Origin of the sequence: Photorhabdus africana (genome assembly GCF_035181445.1) — a bacterium.
Lineage (GTDB): Bacteria > Pseudomonadota > Gammaproteobacteria > Enterobacterales > Enterobacteriaceae > Photorhabdus > Photorhabdus laumondii.
Genome location: NZ_JAXBVE010000009.1, coordinates 20,490 through 39,991 on the forward strand (window position 1 = coordinate 20,490; position 19,502 = coordinate 39,991).

General features: G+C 48.7%; 3 protein-coding genes. All 3 read right to left on the reverse strand.

Features of this window, described 5'->3' with window-relative positions; genetic code table 11:
• Positions 1-100: 100 nt before the first annotated feature.
• Positions 101-15,715, reverse strand: a complete 15,615-nt coding sequence (locus tag SLS51_RS07215) for a non-ribosomal peptide synthetase (protein WP_323836856.1) — start codon at positions 15,713-15,715, stop codon at positions 101-103.
• Between the two features lie 119 nt (positions 15,716-15,834).
• Positions 15,835-15,981, reverse strand: a complete 147-nt coding sequence (locus tag SLS51_RS07220; protein WP_323836858.1) for a hypothetical protein — start codon at positions 15,979-15,981, stop codon at positions 15,835-15,837.
• A gap of 804 nt (positions 15,982-16,785) precedes the next feature.
• Complete coding sequence (prtA, locus tag SLS51_RS07225) at positions 16,786-18,228, reverse strand: serralysin (RefSeq protein WP_323836860.1); 1,443 nt, start codon at positions 18,226-18,228, stop codon at positions 16,786-16,788.
• Positions 18,229-19,502: the final 1,274 nt, after the last annotated feature.

Genomic DNA, 19,502 nt, shown 5'->3' on the forward strand with positions numbered 1-19,502 from the left:
GCTCCCGGGGATTCGCTCCTTTGCCGTCGCGATGCACCTTGAAATCCATAGGGTATATCTTTATTTAAACATAGCTTTTTATCTCGTCATATCACTGACATTACATCGCCTCCGCTTCACAATTCATTGCCAGCGCCATGCTTAAGGTCTTAGCTAAAATAGTTTTATTTTCACTATCTTCCATCAGACTAAAATGATCCCCCGGCACCGAGGTTAACTGTAGCGAAGAGTCAGGAACTACCTGCTCCCAACCTAACGATGGTTCCATCGTGACGGACTGTAGCGCAACATCCGTAACAAACGGGATCTGTGGATAAGACTCCATTGCATAGAACTGATGTAGCGTTATCGCCAGTGCTTTCGGCTGATAATCTTTGACCATTTGGACATAATTTCCCATCTGTACCCAACGTTTGGCAATTAAGTCAGGACGCAGATTTGATGGGTATAATTCCAACTCTTGCGCTGCGGCAATAAATTGCACTAAATTCAGTTCGTCCATTTTCTGATGCAATGCGGCAATCTCTTGAGGATACTCATCCACTGACTGCCTTGCCAATTCCGCAAGGAATTGAAGTTTAGGTTGATCGACTCGTGTCTTGAAGCAGTGAGGAGCGGGTGTATCAATTAGCCCCAAGAAATTAACTGTCTCTCCGGCATGCAACAGTTGCTGAGCAATGGCATAAGCCAGTATACCGCCAGAAGAGTAGCCGTATATCCGATACGGCCCTTCTGGTCGCACCGCCTTCATAAAGGTGATCATTCTGGTCGCCAAAGCTTCAATGGTTGACACCTGTTCCTCATTGATGGACGGCCAAGGTAGCGCATAAATCGGGTAATCCGCCTGAATATGCTGAGCCAGCCCGAAAACATATGAGTAATCATCCATTCCGCTCGGTACGAAGAATAGCGGCGGCTCGGTACCATCCGGTCGTACCGGTATGGCGCTGGTTTGCCACTGAAACAGCTTATCTGAGGTGATCTCTGCCACCAGTTCTGCTAGCACCGGGAATTGGAACAGATTATTCAATGAGCAAATTAATCCCCGTTCTGCGGCCAGATTGATCATCCGCATAGCGAGCAGCGAGTGTCCACCCAAGGTAAAGAAATTATCATGCCGACCAATCCGCTCAACCCCCAGTAATTCACGCCAGACAGCCGCCAAGGCAATCTCTGTTTCTCCTTGTGGCGCCTCATAGATCTGACGAGCAAAAGCACTCTGATCAGGCACCGGCAATGCTCGGTGATCCAACTTGCCGTTCGGCGTCAACGGAAAGGCGTCCAGACGCACAAAGGCCGACGGCACCATATAATCAGGCAATAAAGCTCTTAAATGACGATGTAATTGGCTTGCCAACTCGTTATCCTCTGGTGCCGCCACATAAGCCACCAGACGTTTATCCTGACCATCACCTAACGCCAAAACAATCGCTTCACGCACATCAGGATATTCCGTCAACCGCGCTTCGATTTCACCCGGTTCAATGCGAAAACCTCGGATTTTAATCTGCTGATCGTTACGACCAACGAACAACAAATTGCCATCCGGCAGGTAGCGGGCTAAATCCCCGGTTCGGTACATGCGGGCATCCGGTTGATCACTGAACGGATCTACCAGAAAGCGTTCAGCCGTCAAATCAGAGCGGTTGAGATAGCCACGCGCGACACCAGCACCACCAATGTACAATTCTCCCACAGCCCCAAATGGCACTGACTGGCCGTGATTATCCAAGAGGTAGATACGTGTATTCGCTGTCGGGCGCCCGATAGGGATCAGCATATCCGTATAGTCTGACGGGCAACGCCAACAGGTTGCACAGACGGTGATTTCTGTCGGGCCATAAGCATTAAACAACGTTGCCCGACCATGTAATGCTTGCAACAACGCCGCACTGGGTGCTTCTCCGCCCAGTATCAAGGTGGGCTTTATCGTTATCGCCGGTAAATCGGCCCCATCCCGTAGCAGAGCCGGGGTCAAACAGGCGTGTGTTACCCGCCGTTGTTCCAGATAACGCCACAGGCGCAGCGGGTCTTGACGAACGCTATCAACCGGAATGTCCAGTGTCGCTCCTCCACACAGCGCCATCATGATTTCCCAGACACTGGCATCGAAACCAAATGAGGCAAATTGCAACAGCCGACTATCCGCGCGAATGTCAAATTGAGTGATTTTCTCTCCAATCAAATTGACCAAGCCACAGTGTTCCACCATCACCCCTTTCGGCGTGCCGGTGGAACCGGATGTGTAAATCACATATGCCAGATGCTGTGAGGTCAGCGCCGGGACGTGTGGATTGCTGTCCGGCTGATCAGGCAAGATCGTGGGATCAAGCACCGTTAACGCAGCAAGCGCTTGTTCTCCTAGCGCGGTACGGCCCGCATTATCCACCAGTACCACTGATGGTGCCGCATCCGTAAGCATATAAGCCAACCGATCACCCGGATAAGATGGATCTAAAGGAACATAAGCGCCACCCGCTTTCAGTACCGCCAGCAACGCGACCACTCTTGACGGTGAACGCGTGACGCAAATCGCCACCCGTTGATCGGGCTCCACTCCGAGTGCAATTAACTGATGAGCCAGTCGGTTAGCGCATGCATTCAATTCTGCATAGCTGAGAGTCTGCTCTTCATAGACCAGTGCCGTAGCCTCAGGATTTTTCGCCACTTGCTGTTCAAACAGATGATGAATACACAACGGGTCGGAATAGGCCGTTTGCGGGCCATTGCCGACTTTCAGTAGCAGTTTCCTTTCTACTGCCGGTAAAATCTCCAACCGCCGAACCGGGGTTTCCGGGGCGTGTTCCAGTACGCCCACCAGACTTTCCAGCGCCTGTTGCATATAACCACACACCCGCTCGGCATCAAACGGCTGGGCGATTTGCGCTGTCAGCCCCAGTGCATCACCAAAATCTTCTACTGACAGCGTAAACGGATAGTTAGTCCGCTCCTGTGCACCGAGGAATTCGACGCCACTCATAATTTCATTCGATGTCGCCGACGACGTATTGTGTCGATAGTTCAGCAAGGTACTAAACAGCGGCGTTCCTCCCTGCACCCCGCTACAACGTTGAGCCAGTGCCAACGAGGCATATTCGTGTTCCAACAATCCCGCCAACCGGTGATGTGCTACCTGTACACTGTCTCGTACCGGGGTATCATCCATATCCAACCGTAGCGGCAAGGTATTGATAAACAGTCCCATGCCATTTTCAGCCCCTTCACCCGCCGCCATGCGTCCAAACAAGACGGTGCCAAATACCACCTGCGGCTGTCCGCTGGTACGCGACAACACCTGTGCCCAAGCTAAATGGCACAGTGCCGCCAGACTGACACCCAACCGCCGCGCCTGACCACGTAAACTGTTATTTAACTCAGGGACCAACATCCGGTGCGATTCGGCCATCCGCGAACCATCGTGGCGAACTTCCGCCAACCCAAACGGTAACGTTGGTTCAGTCACCTCAGCCAACATTTCAGTAAAGAAACGGGTATGTTCTGCCTGACTCATCCCTAACCGGGACTGGGCCACCAGATTACGGAAAGGCGCCGGAGCAGGCAAACTGCTTTCTTGACCGTCAAGGTATGCCTGAACTTCGTGACTCATCACATCCAGTGCAGTATGGTCGCCAATCAAATGATGCATCAGTTGCAAAACAATCCAGCGCCCATCGCTCTCCTGTGCCACCACAAAGCGCAACAGCGGTGCCTGTCCCAAATCAAGGCGATATTGGCGTGGGTTAAAACGTTGCGTTAATTGGTCGCTAATCGGCCCATCAGCCGGATCTAATGTTAATTCCGTCACCGACAACCGCACCTGACGGCAAACAATCTGTGCCGGTACGGATAATCCTTGCCAGATAAAGGCTGTTCGCAGGATGTCATGACGGTTAATCACCTGCTGAACCGCCGCCAGATAACAATCTAATAGCTTCCGATCAGCAAAGGCCATTTGACCGGCCAACAGATAAGGATCGCCTTCGTCTGCCAGCAAATGGTGGAACAAGATCCCATCCTGTAACGGCGATAATGCATAGATATCCTGAATATTAGCTATCCCGCCCGGTACCTGTTCGACGATGCGATCAATCTCAAGCTGAGTGAGATCAATCAGCGGTAACATTTCTGGCGTTAACGCCGTGGTGGCCGGTGTCATCGTGTTGGCCGGCACTTTTTCGGTCTGATTCAACGTCAATGTTTGTGCCAGTTCAGACAGTATCGGGGATTGGAACAGATCACGTACTGCCAGCGTTAAACCCAAATGACGCAAACGTTCAACCATCCGTACCGCAAGCAATGAATGGCCCCCCAAGGCAAAGAAGCTGTCGTACCGGCTGATCTGTTCAACGCCGAGTAATTCACACCAGATAGCAGCCAGTGCGGTTTCGGTTTCTCCTTGCGGCGCAGCGTAAATTTGGCGGGCAAAAGCATCCTCCCCCGGTGCAGGTAACGCCCGGCGATCCAGCTTGCCGTTAGGCGTCAACGGAAAAGCATCCAGCCGCACAAAAGCCGCCGGTACCATGTAATCAGGCAATAATCCACTCAGATGTTCACGCAGACGGTTAACCAACCCGTCATCCGCTTCCGCCGCCACATAAGCCACCAGCCGTTTATCCTGCCCGTCGCCTAAGGCCAGTACCAGCGCTTCACGCACCCCGGCGTATTCTGTCAGCCGGGCTTCGATTTCTCCCGGTTCAATGCGGAAACCGCGGATTTTAATCTGCTGGTCGTTACGGCCAATAAACAACAGATTGCCATCCGGCAGATAGCGAACTAAGTCCCCGGTTCGATACATCCGGGCGTCAGCAATATGACTAAATGGGTCTGCAAGGAAACGTTCGTCGGTCAGTTCAGGACGATTGAGATAGCCACGCGCCACACCGACGCCACCAATATAGAGTTCGCCCACTGCCCCTAATGGCACGGGCTGACCGAAAGCATCTAGCAGATAGAGACAGGTGTTGGCCGTTGGGCGCCCGATGGGAACTAACACATCGGTATAGTTTGGCGGGCAACGCCAACTGGTTGCACAAACGGTGATTTCCGTTGGACCATAAGCATTGAATACCGTGGCCTTGTTGCGCAACGCTTTAAGTAACGCCACACTGGGCGCTTCACCGCCCAATATCAAGGTAGGTTTTACCGTTATCACCGGCAAATCAGCCCCATCCCGCAGCAAAGCCGGAGTCAAACAGGCGTGTGTCACTGACTGCTCTTGCAGATAATGCCAAAGGCGGTGTGGGTCCTGACGAACAGACTCATCAGGAATAACCAGAACGGCACCACCGCATAGCGCCATCATCATTTCCCAGACACCCGCATCAAAGCCAAATGAAGCAAATTGCAACATCCGGCTGGCGGGGAAAATGTCAAATCGGGCGATTTTATCCTGAATAAGGTTGACCAACCCACGATGTTCGACCATCACCCCTTTTGGCGTGCCGGTCGAACCAGAGGTGTAAATCACATAAGCCAGATGACGGGAGGTCAATGTAGACAGTTGTGGGTTGTTATCCGGTTGATCAGGCAATGAATTCGGATCAATGACTGTCTGCCCCACAAGCATTTGTTCACCTAAGGCTGAACGTCCAACACTGTCTGCCAATAAAATAATCGGTTCAGCATCAGTCAAAATATGGGCCAGACGTTCACCCGGATAGGCCGGGTCCAGCGGCACATAAGCGCCTCCCGCTTTTAACACCGCCAACAGCGCCACTATCCGCGCCGGTGAACTTGCTACGCAAATCGCCACCCGCTGATCCGGCGCTACACCCAGCCCAATAAGTTGGTGAGCCAATCGGTTAGCATCAGCATTCAATTCCACATAACTAAGGGATTGGTTTTCATGTATCAGCGCCGTGGCATCCGGGGTCTTCTCCACTTGCTGTTCAAACAGTTGATGAATGCACAACCGCTCAGGGTACGCTGTTTCAGTGGTGTTCCAGGTTTTTAACAATAATGTCCGTTCAGTTGTCGGCAGAATGTCTAACTGCTGTACCGGCATATAGGACGCCTGCTCAAGCGCCTCCACCAGACTTGCCAACGCCTGTTGCATATAGCCACATATCCGTTCTGGATCGAATGGTTGCACCACTTGAGCCGTCAGCCCTAGATCAGAGCCACTATCCTCTACCGACAACACAAATGGATAGTTGGTCCGCTCCTGTGCGCCAAGGAATTCAATGCCGCTCACGATTTCGTCTGGTGTGACCGGCTGGGTATTATGTCGATAGTTCAACAGCGCATTAAAAAGCGGCGTTCCACTGGCTACGCCACTGCAACGTTGCGCCAGCGCCAGTGAAGCGTGCTCATGTTCCAGCAATCCCGCCAGTCGGCTATGTGCTGCGCGTACACTGTCCCGCACCGGGGTATTATCGATATCCAATCGTAACGGCAAGGTGTTAATAAATAGCCCCATGCCACTATCCGATCCTTCACCCGCCTGCATACGCCCAAACAGCACCGTACCAAACACCACTTGTGTTTGCCCACTGGTACGCGATAGCACCTGTGCCCAAGCCAGATGACATAGCGCCGCCACACTGACGCCCAACCGCCGCGCCTGACCACGTAAGCGCTCGTTCAGTTCCGCTGTCAGCATCCGGTGAGATTCCGTCACCTGTGAACCGTCATGATGTGCTTCCGCCAACCCGAATGGCAGTGTTGGTTCATCCACTTCAGCCAGCATGTCGGTAAAGAAACGAGTATGCTCTGTCTGGCTGATACCCAAACGAGCCTGTGCCACTAAATGACGGAACGGGACCGGAGCAGGCAGGCTGTCTATTTGCCCGGTGTCTATTCGCTCGGAGAGAAAGGCCTGTACTTCGCTGTTCATCACCTCCAACGTGGTGTGGTCGCCAATCAGGTGATGCAACAATTGCAGCAAAATCCAACGACCATCGCTCTCTTGTGCCACAACGAAACGTAATAACGGTGCCTGATTCAGGTCAATACGATGCTGGCGCGGGTCAAAACGTTGAGCCAGTTGGTGACTGATCGGCCCATCAGCCGGGTCGAGCGTCAATTCCGTTATTGACAAAGGCGCCTGACGGCAAACGACCTGAGCCGGTACAGATAATCCCGCCCAGATAAAGGCGGTACGCAAGATATCATGGCGGTCAACCACCTGTTGAACCGCAGCCAGATAGCGGTCAAGTAAGGGGCGATCAGCAAAAGCCTGTTGAGTAATCAGTAGATAGGGATCACCCTCATTTGCCAATAGATGGTGGAATAAAATGCCATCCTGTAACGGTGATAGCGCATAAATATCCTGAATATTGGCAATTCCACCCGGTACTTGCTCAACAATACGATCAATTTCAGCTTGAGTCAGATCAATCAGCGGCAACATTGCTGGCGTCAGCACCGTCGTATCCGCGGTAATACCGTTATCAGGCACGCTAATTTCACGATGCGGCACCAAAGATTGGGCCAATACACTTAATGTCGGATGCTGGAATAGCGTTTGCACCGACAAGCCCAACCCTATACGCCGTAAACGTTCGATCATCCTGACTGCCAACAGCGAGTGACCGCCCAAGGCAAAGAAACTGTCATGTCGGCCAACTTGTTCAACATTCAGCAATTCACACCAGATAGTGGCTAATGCTATCTCAATTTCCCCTTGTGGCGCTTGGTAAGCTTGGCGAGCAAAGGCATCCACCCCCGGTGCTGGCAGCGACCGGCGATCCAGCTTACCGTTAGGGGTCAGCGGAAAGGCATCCAAACGCACAAAAGCCGCCGGGATCATATAGTCAGGCAAAATATCACTCAGGTGCTCACGCAATCTGGTCGCCAGTCCGTCATCCGCTGGCGCCACCACATAAGCCACCAGTCGTTTATCCTGTCCGTCACCCAACACCAATACCAGCGCTTCACTTACCTCAGGGTGTTCAATCAATCGTGCTTCAATTTCTCCCGGTTCAATGCGGAAACCACGGATTTTAACCTGTTGGTCATTACGACCAACAAACACCAGATTGCCATCCGGCAGGTAGCGGGCCAAATCTCCGGTACGGTACATTCGGGCATCCGCTTCATCACTAAACGGATCATTCAGGAAACGTTCAGCCGTCAATTCAGGGCGATTGAGATAGCCACGCGCTACTCCAACGCCACCAATATACAATTCCCCCACTGTGCCCAATGGAACTGGCTGGCCGTGTTCATCCAGCAGATAGAGGCGTTTGTTGGCGGTCGGGCTGCCGATGGGGATGACGCCTCCGGTATAATCTGACGGGCAACCCCAGGTAGTCGCACACACGGTAATTTCCGTCGGCCCATAAGCGTTAAATAAATCGGCCCGACCGCACAGTGCCTGAAATAACGCGGGACTCGGCGCTTCTCCTGCAAATATTAATGTTGGTTTTATCGCTATTGCCGGTAAATCGGCACAGTCATGAAACATAGCCGGCGTCAAACAGGCATGGGTCACCGCCTGTTCTTCCAGATAACGCCAAAGGCGCTGTGGATCTTGCCGCACGGTTTCTGTAGGAATAACCAGCATGGCCCCACAACTCAGCGCCATCATGATTTCCCAGACACTGGCATCGAAACCAAATGAGGCAAACTGCAACATTCGGCTGGTGGCGCAAAAATCAAACTGGGTAATTTGGGTCAGCGTCAAATTAACCACGCTACGATGTTCAATCATCACGCCTTTTGGTCTGCCGGTTGAACCGGAGGTGTAAATCACATAGGCCAGATGCTGTGAGGTCAGTCCAGAGACTTGCGGGTTATTGTCTGGCTGCTCCGGCAAGATATTCGGATCGAGCACCGTCAGTGTCGCCAGAATGTCTTCACTTAGTGCTGCCCGCCCAGTATTATCCGCCAACAAAATAACCGGCGCGGCATCAGTGAGCATATAAGCCAAACGTTCACCGGGATAGGCTGGATCTAACGGCACATAAGCCCCGCCCGCTTTCAGAACCGCCAACAATCCGATGATCCTCACGAGTGAGCGTGTCACACAAATCGCTACCCGCTGATCCGGCGCTACGCCTAAGGCGATAAGCTGATGGGCTAGCCGATTGGCGCGGGCATTCAGTTCCGCATAGCTGAGCGTCTGGTTTTCATACATTACCGCTATGGCATCCGGGGTCTTCTCTGCCTGTTGTTCAAACAACTGATGGACACATACCTGAGTAGGATACGGTTCTTCGGTCTCATTCCAATTTTCCAGCAATAACTCCCGCTCAGCGGATGACAAAATATTGATAGCCGTGACCGGTTGCTGAGATTGGTTCACCATTGCCCGCAATATGGCCTGCAAATAACCCACCTGCCTTTCGATGGTTTCATGGTCGAACAGGGCAGAAGAGTAGTTCAGTTCCCCAACAATTTCGCCCGCCTTCTCTGTCAATTCCAGTTGCAGATCGAATTTCGCTATATCGTATTCTTGCTCGAATGGTGTTACCGTCAATTCCGGTAATTGCCATTCCTCTGTTTCATTCTCCTGCCAGGCAAACATTACCTGGAATAGCGGTGTATATTCCGGTCTGCGCGGCGGTTGAACAATTTCCACTACCTGCTCGAAAGGCAGATCTTGATGCTCCTGCGCTCCTAGTGTCGTCTGCCGTACACGCCGCAATAGGGTGACCACATCCGGCATATCGGATAAATCGATACGCAACGCCAATGTGTTAACAAAGAAGCCAAGAAGTGGTTCAATTTCCCGCAGATTACGGTTAGCACTTGGTATACCAATGACGACATCATCCTGCCCGGACAAGCGCGATAGCAATGCAGCCCAAGCGCTTAACAGTGTCATAAACAGTGTGGTACCGTGCTGTTGTCCCAAATGTTTTAGGGCCTGTACCAACGTAGCATCAATGTGTACGGCTACCCGACCTCCGGTGAATGATTGCTGAGAGGGTCGAGGTTTGTCTATCGGCAATTCAAGTAACACCGGTGCATCTGCCAGTGTACGACGCCAGTAATCACTCTGTGCCTGTACTCCTTCACCTGAAAATACCTGCCGCTGCCAAGCCGCATAATCAGGATATTGAATGGTCAATGGCGGCAACGGATCTGGCTGTTGATTTAGACCAGCAGCGTAAAGTGCAACCAGTTCTGATTCAAGTATCTTTAAAGACCAAGCATCGGAGATAATATGATGCTGAGTCAGTAAGAATATATGCTCTTCATCGGCCAGTTGGATCAATGCGCAACGAATGAGGGGACCACGGGCAAGATCAAACGGCGTTTTGGCTTCCTGTACACACAAGCGCTTAAATTGTTCATCCACGTTAGATGCTTTACGCAAATCGTATTTTTTCACCGGTAGACCAAATTCCGCCGGTAACAGTTCAACCTGAGGCTGACCATCGACTGTGATAAAGACCGAACGTAGCGCCTCGTGGCGAGCAAACAGGCGATTCAGGGCCTGCTGCCAGACAGAAAGGTTTAGCCGACCACGTAAACGTAGGGTTGTCGGAATATGGTAGGTATCACTAACCCCCTCAAATTGCGCCAGAAACCACAGACGCTGCTGACCAAACGATAACGGCAAAACACTATCACGGGATATGGACCTAATTTCAGGCAATTTATCACTGCCCGTATTACGTTGTGCGCAGATCTTCTCAGTAAATGTCGCCAATGACGGAAACATAAACAACGCGGCCAACGGCAGGTCAACACCGAAAGCGGCTATCCGGTTCATCATCCGCACTGCCAACAGGGAATGTCCGCCCAAGGCAAAGAAATTGTCATGTCGGCCGATTTGCTCAACGCCCAGTAATTCGCACCAGATAGCCGCCACTGCGATTTCCATTTCCCCTTGTGGCGCGACATAAATTTGACGAGCAAAAGCATCCTCCCCCGGTGCCGGTAATGCCTGATGATCCAATTTACCGTTTGGCGTCAGCGGAAAGGCCGCCAAACGCACAAAGACCGCCGGCACCATATAATCAGGTAACATCGCGCTCAAATGAGTGTGCAAACTGGCCGCCAGCCCGCTATCCGCTTCGGCTACAACATAGGCAACTAAACGCTTATCCTGCCCATTCCCCAAGGCCACGACCCGCGCTTCGCGCACCATAGGGTGTTCCGCCAATCGTGCTTCAATTTCCCCCGGCTCAATGCGGAAACCACGGATTTTAATCTGCTGGTCGTTACGGCCAACAAATACCAGATTGCCATCCGGCAAATAGCGCACTAAATCCCCGGTCCGGTACATCCGAGCATCGGCAGCGTCACTAAATGGATCAGCCAAGAAGCGTTCGTCGGTCAGATCTGGCCGATTGAGATAGCCACGGGCAACGCCATCCCCACCAATATAGAGTTCCCCCACTGCGCCCAATGGGACTGGCTGGCCGTGGTTATCCAGTAGGTAAAGACGTGTATTCGCCGTCGGACGCCCAATAGGAACCAACACATCAGTATAGTGTGATGGACAACGCCAACTGGTCGCACAGACGGTAATTTCTGTCGGGCCATAAGCATTAAATAGGATTGCTTGATGACTTAGCGCCCGTAGTAGCACGGAACTAGGGGCTTCACCGCCCAATATCAATGTCGGTTTTATTGTTATCGTTGGCAAATCAGCCCCTTCTCGCAACAAAGCCGGGGTCAAGCAGGCGTGCGTCACCGATTGTTCTTCCAGATAATGCCAGAGGCGATTCGGGTCTTGACGAACAGTTTCGGTCGGAATAACCAGGCAGGCACCACTGCCTAATGCCATCATGATTTCCCAAACACCGGCATCAAAGCCAAATGAAGCAAACTGTAACATCCGGCTAACAGGGCGAATGTCGAATTGGGTGATTTTATCCCGGATAAGATTGACCAGCCCACGATGCTCAATCATTACCCCTTTGGGTATCCCGGTCGATCCAGAAGTGTAAATCACGTAGGCCAGATGGCGAGAAGTTAAGGCAGAAACCTGCAGATTGTTGTCCGGCTGGTCAGGTAAGATATTCGGGTCTAGTACCGTCAGTTCCGCAAGCGTTTGTTCACCTAATGCAGCCCGCCCGGTACTATCCACTAGCACAATTGTCTTCAACCCCCTTGTCTTAACCGGGGCTGCATCGGTTAGGATATGCAACAGTCGTTCTCCCGGATAAGCCGGGTCCAACGGTACATAAGCTCCGCCTGCTTTCAGCACCGCCAACACCGCGATTACCCGCGCCGGTGAACTTGCCATGCAGATCACCACCCGTTGATCTGGCACGACGCCCAAGGCAAGCAGTTGATGGGCAAGCCGGTTAGCATCGGCGTTCAGTTGTCCATAGCTAAGCGTCTGATTTTCATACACCAGCGCCTCGGCCTCTGGGGTTTTCTCCGCTTGTTGTTCAATTAATTGATGGATACAGAGTTGTTCAGGATAGGCTGTTTCTGTCGTGTTCCAATTTTCCAGCAATAACGTGCGTTCCGATGCAGGCAAAACGTTTAACGCCCGTACCGGCGTTTCCGGTGCCAGTTCAAGGGCATCCACCAGACTTTCCAGCGCCTGTTGCATATAACCGCATACCCGTTCTGAATCAAACGGTTGTACCACTTGGGCAGTCAACCCCAGAGTGGAACCACCATCCTCCACCGACAGCACAAACGGGTAGTTGGTCCGCTCCTGTTCGCCAAGAAATTCAATGCCCGGCACCATCTCATGCGAAACCATCGATTGGTCATTATGCCGGTAATTCAACAGGGCACTAAAAAGTGGTGTACCGCTCTGTACCCCACTGCAACGTTGAGCCAGCGCCAGTGAAGCATGCTCATAATCCAGTAATCCAGCTAACCGGGTATGCGCTACCCTGACGCTATTGTGTACCGGGGTATCATCAATATCCAGCCGCAACGGTAAGGTATTGATAAACAGCCCCATGCCGCTGTCGGCCCCTTCCCCGGCGGCCATACGCCCAAATAGCACGGTGCCGAACACAACTTTCTCTTGTCCACTGGTACGCGACAGCACTTGTGCCCAAGCCAGATGACACAGGGTTGCCAGACTGACCCCCATACGTCTCGCCTGCGCACGCAAACGATCATTCAGCGTGGGAGACAGCATCCGGTGCGCTTGTGTGACTTGAGAACCATCACGATGTACCTCGGTCAGCCCAAACGGTAATGTCGGTTCATCCACTTCCGCCAACATGTCGGTAAAGAATCGGTGATGTTCTGTCTGGTCAACCCCTTGCCGAGCCTGAGCCACCAAATTGCGGAAAGGTACCGGTGTCGGCAGGTTATCATGCTGTTCGTCAAGATAGGCCCGAACTTCGAGGTTCATGACTTCCAGCGTGGTATGGTCGCCAATCAGGTGATGTTGTAATTGCAGTACGTACCAACGGCCATCCTCTTCCTGTGCTATCACAAAGCGTAACAACGGTGCCTGACTCAGATCGAGACGGTATTGCCGTGGATCAAAACGTTGCGCCAGTTGATCACCGACCGGTCCGTCAGCCGGGTTAAGCGTCAGTTCTGTTACTGACAATGGGGCCTGACGCCAAACTACCTGCGCCGGAACAGATAATCCTTGCCAGATAAAAGCGGTACGCAAAATATCATGACGGTCAACCACCTGTTGTACCGCAAATAAATAGCGGTCTAGCAAACCACGGTCAGCAAAGATCATTGGATAGGCCAGCAAGTAAGGATCACCTTCTTTCGCCAGCAGATGGTGAAACAAGATACCGTCCTGCAACGGTGACAGCGCATAGATATCCTGAATATTAGCCCCCCCACCCGGCACCTGCTCGACGATGTGATCAAGGTCAGGCTGAGTCAAATCAATCAGCGGTAACATCGCTGGCGTCAGTACGGTGGTCGCCGGGGTAATGACATTCGGCGGTACTGTCACAATCTGATGCTGCCCCAATGTTTGGGCCAACTCCGCCAGTATTGGCAATTGAAACAGGTCGCGGGCAGCCAATGTCAACCCTAAATGGCGTAGCTGTTCAATCATGCGCACACCGAGCAGTGAATGGCCGCCCAAGGCAAAGAAGCTGTCATACCTGCTTATCTGCTCAATACCCAGTAACTCACGCCAGAGAGTAGCCAATGCAATTTCCCGCTCTCCTTGCGGTGCGGCGTAAACCTGACGGGCAAAGTCGTCTTCCCCCGGCGCTGGCAACGCCCGGCGATCCAGTTTGCCATTGGGAGTTAGCGGGAATTCATCCAACCGTACAAAGGCCACCGGCACCATATAATCAGGCAATCGCGCACTTAGGTGTTCACGCAAGTGGGTAGGCAATTCGTTATCCGACGCTGCCAACACATAAGCAACTAACTGCTTGTCCTGCCCCTCACCTAACGCTAATACCACCGCTTCACGTACTGCCGAATACTCCACCAATCGGGCTTCAATTTCTCCCGGTTCAATCCGGAATCCGCGGATTTTCACCTGCTGATCGTTGCGGCCCAAAAACTCCAGATTGCCATCCGGCAGGTAGCGAGCTAAATCGCCGGTCCGGTACATCCGCGCATCCGGCGTATCATTAAATGGATCAACCAAAAAGCGTTCAGCGGTCAATTCAGGGCGATTGAGATAACCACAGGCCACCCCGTCGCCACCAACATAAATCTCACCCATCTTCCCCAATGGCACGGGCTGGCCCTGCTCATCCAGTAAGTAAACCCGCGTGTTGGCAATTGGTTGACCAATAGGAATGTTGGTCGTTCCCGTGGCCAAGGTTTCAATTCGATATATGGTGGTAAAGGTGGTGCCTTCGGTCGGTCCATAGGCATTCAATAACTGCTGAGGCGGGTTCTTGCGTAAAACCTGGGAAATCACATGGGGATCAAGCATATCGCCGCCGACAATCAGGTTTTTTAACTGCGGCAAAACTGGGGACAACTCCGCCGCCAGCCGGTTAAACAGGCCGACGCTTAACCATAAGATATTAATTTGATAACGGTCTAATGCCTGTACAAATTCCTGCGGCGTCAACAAAGTGGTGTGGTCGATAACCACCAATGCCCCGCCATTGAGTAAAGGGGCCCACATTTCAAAAGTACTGGCATCGAAAGCCGGGTTAGCCGCGAAAGCAACCCGATCATTGGGTTCAATTTCAACATAGCCATTATGAATAACCAGTCGGACCACAGCGCGGTGAGGCACGATCACCCCTTTGGGGGTGCCAGTCGAGCCGGAGGTGTACATGATATATGCTGGCGCAGTACTGGAATAAAGTAAGTCAGGATTAAAGCTCTCTTCCGCCTTGTTCGCGTCTGTCTCATCAGAGAGACGAATTAGCGGGATATCCAGATTAGCCGGGATATTCACTTGTGCGCCAGTGAGCAACAATTTGGCTAAGCCATCGTTTATCAACCACTTTTTTCTCTCGTCCGGCACGCCGGTATCGATAGGGACATAAACCGCCCCCGCCTTGAGAATAGCCAATTGTGCTACTACCAACTCGATAGACCGCTCTAACAGGATTGCCACATGATCATTCGGGCAAATCCCCTGTTTAATCAGTTGATGAGTCAGTCGGTTAGCGCAAGCATTCAATTCCGCATAACTCAAGGTCTTATCCCCTGCGATTAACGCCGTCGCGGTCGGGGTTTTCTCCACTTGTCGTTCAAACAACTGATGGATACCTAACTGGTCAGGATAGACGGTTTCAGTGGCATTCCAAGTTTCCAACAGCAATGTACGTTCAGCCTCGGACAACAAATTAAGTTTCTGAACAGATATGTCGTCACCAACCTTGTCTGACGGTACTTGCACTAATCCAGCGTCAAAGATAATTTCCTTTTTAGCCATGCTATCTTTCATCTACTTACTACCTCAACGAATCTGTTAGTTATTTGAAAACTGTCGTTCTCAACAGTCATCACAAATGTTTTGCCCTTATTTCTTCCCTACAAGAAATAAAAACGGGCACACACCAGGCATCAATTAAAATCCTCAGACAGCACATTCTCTTGGACGCTGGAGGTAATAGCCCGGTTAATAGCCGCATAATTAGCAATTCTTCGACAATTATTTTCCTGATAACGGAATAAACGATTCACCAAGTGAACCGGCAAAAGATATTCCATTTTTTTCCTATTTTTTTAATAAGCGCCTTTGATTTTGTGCAATTTTTTATTGGCCTACGCTGAATTTCATAACTAAATGAAAATGGATTTACTGCATATATTTACTGGCATGAGTACTAAATCCCTGCTGTATTATGTCCATTTTGAATTAATATCACATGTAAATCATTTCACGAAAAATTAAATAATTAGTGAGACAAACCAAACCTCCTATTCCCCAATTAACACCGAATTTACTTTGATAATTCTCTGAGAAATGGACCTATCCGCATTCCAATAGGAAACAGATTTCACCATAAAAATGCATTATTTATCATTTAGTTATATTGATTAATGTATATTTATACACATAAAAATTATCAACTAGCCTGATTACATATTATTTTATAATAATCAAATTATACAACTAATGTAAACGTTAATTACATTTAACACCGACATGAAACAATTTCAAACTAAAACTAACTTCCACATATATTGTTTTGTCATAATGAAATAATACGAACAATGTATGCATTAATTACATTTAATATCATCAATAAATAATTTTAAATTAAAAATAAATTATTTGTTTATTGTTCTAAAATAAAAAAATCACACCATTAATTACTTATTCAAATGTATTTGACTTATTATATAATAGAAAAATAATAGATTAGGAACTCCAATCACATGGACAGGAAACAGAAGACAGAAGACAGAAGACGGAAGACGGAATACAGAAGACAGCAAAATTGCACGCCCAGACGCTCAAAGTGACTAAACGAATAACCGCATCCGGTCAGATGCGGTTGTGTGGTTGTGTTATGAAAGGATGAAATCAGCCTCTGTCAGCGGTTCTCCGACGATCTTCACCCCAAAACCATCATGGGATAATTCTCCCCCCATATTAATAACGAAATCATTTACCTTGTTAACACTATCATAGCTGATCACTGCTTCCCCAATAGCGCCAGTGAATTCCTCGACAAACTTAATAGTGCCTTTTTCTGCTTCACCCAGATCGAACAATGACACATCGATCTTGTCCTCACCGGAAACAAAGTCATGGATCCAATCACGCTCAAGGAAAGGTGACTCCTTGGCGCTTAGATAGACAAATGTGTCCTTGCCTTCCCCACCCCAAAGCTGATCAGCTCCCAAGCCACCATAGATGATGTCATCACCTGCACCACCCTTTAGAATATTGTTGGCGTCATTTCCTATCAGAATGTCATTTCCACTGCCGCCAATCACATTTTCAATCGTGACACCACGAGCGATAGAAATGTTTCCTTTCAAACCACCAACATCCGAGAAAGAAGCTTCATTCAAGTTAATGCGTTGATCCTGAGTAAAACCAGAGAAATCAAAGGTATCATTACCACCCGCATCCCAGGCAGTGAACACGAGTTTGCTCTTTGCATCTTTTGCCGTAAAGAAATCGCGATCTGTGTTGGAATTAAAACCATATACCGTGTCATCGGTACGAGTAGTATTATTTGCGCCATACAACGACTGAATAGCAGAAATATCGTTAAGTAATGGCGCAGAAGAATCAATACCTTTAAAGTCCTGTCCAGTATTTTTTTCACTGAAATAACCCATGATGGTATAAGCACCGCTATCTTCAAAATAAGTAGCCTTATTCTTGTAAGTCGGTACTACCTTATCAGACGCATCATAATCAGCCGGATGATCCAACCCTAATGTATGGCCGATCTCATGAGTAAACGTATGGCGACCATAGCCATTCACTCCAATATCATTTTTTAAGAAAGTACGGCTTTCCGAGTTATACCAAGTTCCGACTTGTTTCAAACCTGGATTCGGCATCTCAGCAAACGCATAATCACCTGTTAAACTAAAATCAAAGAAACCAAAAGTGATATTCGCTTCCTTGATATCATAGGTTTCGGTGAATTTAATATTCGCGACATCAGCCCAAGATTGAATTGACAGTTTTGCAGCAGCTTTTTGTTCTTCATTAAATGCTGAAAATCCAGAAATACTCCACAGCATATCATCCGGTTCACTCTCCAGAAAATTATACGTTAATTGAAAAGTTTCAGATTTGTCATCACTCTGATGCCCCCAACGGTAATCACTTCGGATTAATTCTTTCGCCGCATCTTTACTGGGCTCATGCCCAACGACAATATTAGGATCTTTACCTGGAATATAAGCCTGTAGCCAGGTCAATACCTCATTTGCCTTTGCTGAACCACTAACCTCTTCCGAATATGAAACTTTCCTCTTTAAAGACATATATTTCTCCATAAGTTCAAAGCTTAGATATACCCGTCATCTTTCAAGTTGCCTCTTTGTTGGCTGCACTCACTCACCCCGGTCACATAGTTTGCTATGCTCCCAGGGATTCGCTCCTTTGCCGCCGCGATGCATCTTGAAATCCATAGGGTATAAAAACCTTTCTATTTAATTAAACACCTGTCAATAAAACCTAGAAGTGATGGGCTATCCCGGCCACGCAATTTAAAATCCCTGTCCATAAACGTAACACTAAAGTTAATTACGTAAAAAACAATTAACATATTTTTTTAATATAAATGTGATAAAAATAGCATAAAACAAATAAACAATTGTTTTGTATAACATAGCTATTTAAGGCAAAAAATATTGCTAATTTTTAACAATATTTTCTTTTAAAATTATTACCTATTTAACTATCCATATAGTGAACTTTAAAAATCTTTATAAAATAATTTATTAACAATTTTATAAAGTAACTATTAAAACAAGCCATAAAAAAAGAAAATATGTATTACCAGATTATACTTTATCTATTCTATAAAGATTTTCCCTGAGAGAGTTAAATTTAATTTTTTATGAGAAAATATAAAAATAAATTACGCATGATTTTATTTATTTAAAAGACAAGAAGTTAACACATAATGGAGGCACTGAATTATTCACAGATTATCAGGGCTTTAATTTATTTTTTCGTCATTATCTTTTACATTAAATCTCACTATTATTTTCTTTATAAAAAAATAAAAATATCTTTATTTTATTGGTTTTTAATTTATTAATTTAAATCTCCAATTTAATATTATCCTATTATATATAAAATAAAATTGGATTATAATTATCTCTTCCTTATTTATTGTATCTATTCGAGTTAAAAGAAAACTTATAAAACAACGATAAAATTAATTTATTTTGCAAATAATATTCAATAAGAGTAATTAAAATTTTTGTAACTAATATTTATTAAAAAAATACGGCAATCAAAACTATCCTGACCTTGTGAGTTGCCCCCCAAAATTGAGCAATTAAATCACGCGATCATCAAAGTCTGAGCCCTATATTTTACTGGGCTCAGACTCTTTAATTTCTACTTGATTCGGTAATAGTCGGTAATAAATGGGAGACTTCAATTCTACCGACAACTATACTCAATAGATTTCAAGTTGCATCGCGGCGGCAAGGGAGCGAATCCCCGGGAGCATAGCTAACTATGTGATCGGAGTGAGTGAGTGCAGCCAACAAAGAGGCAGTTTGAAAGATGACGGGTATATCCC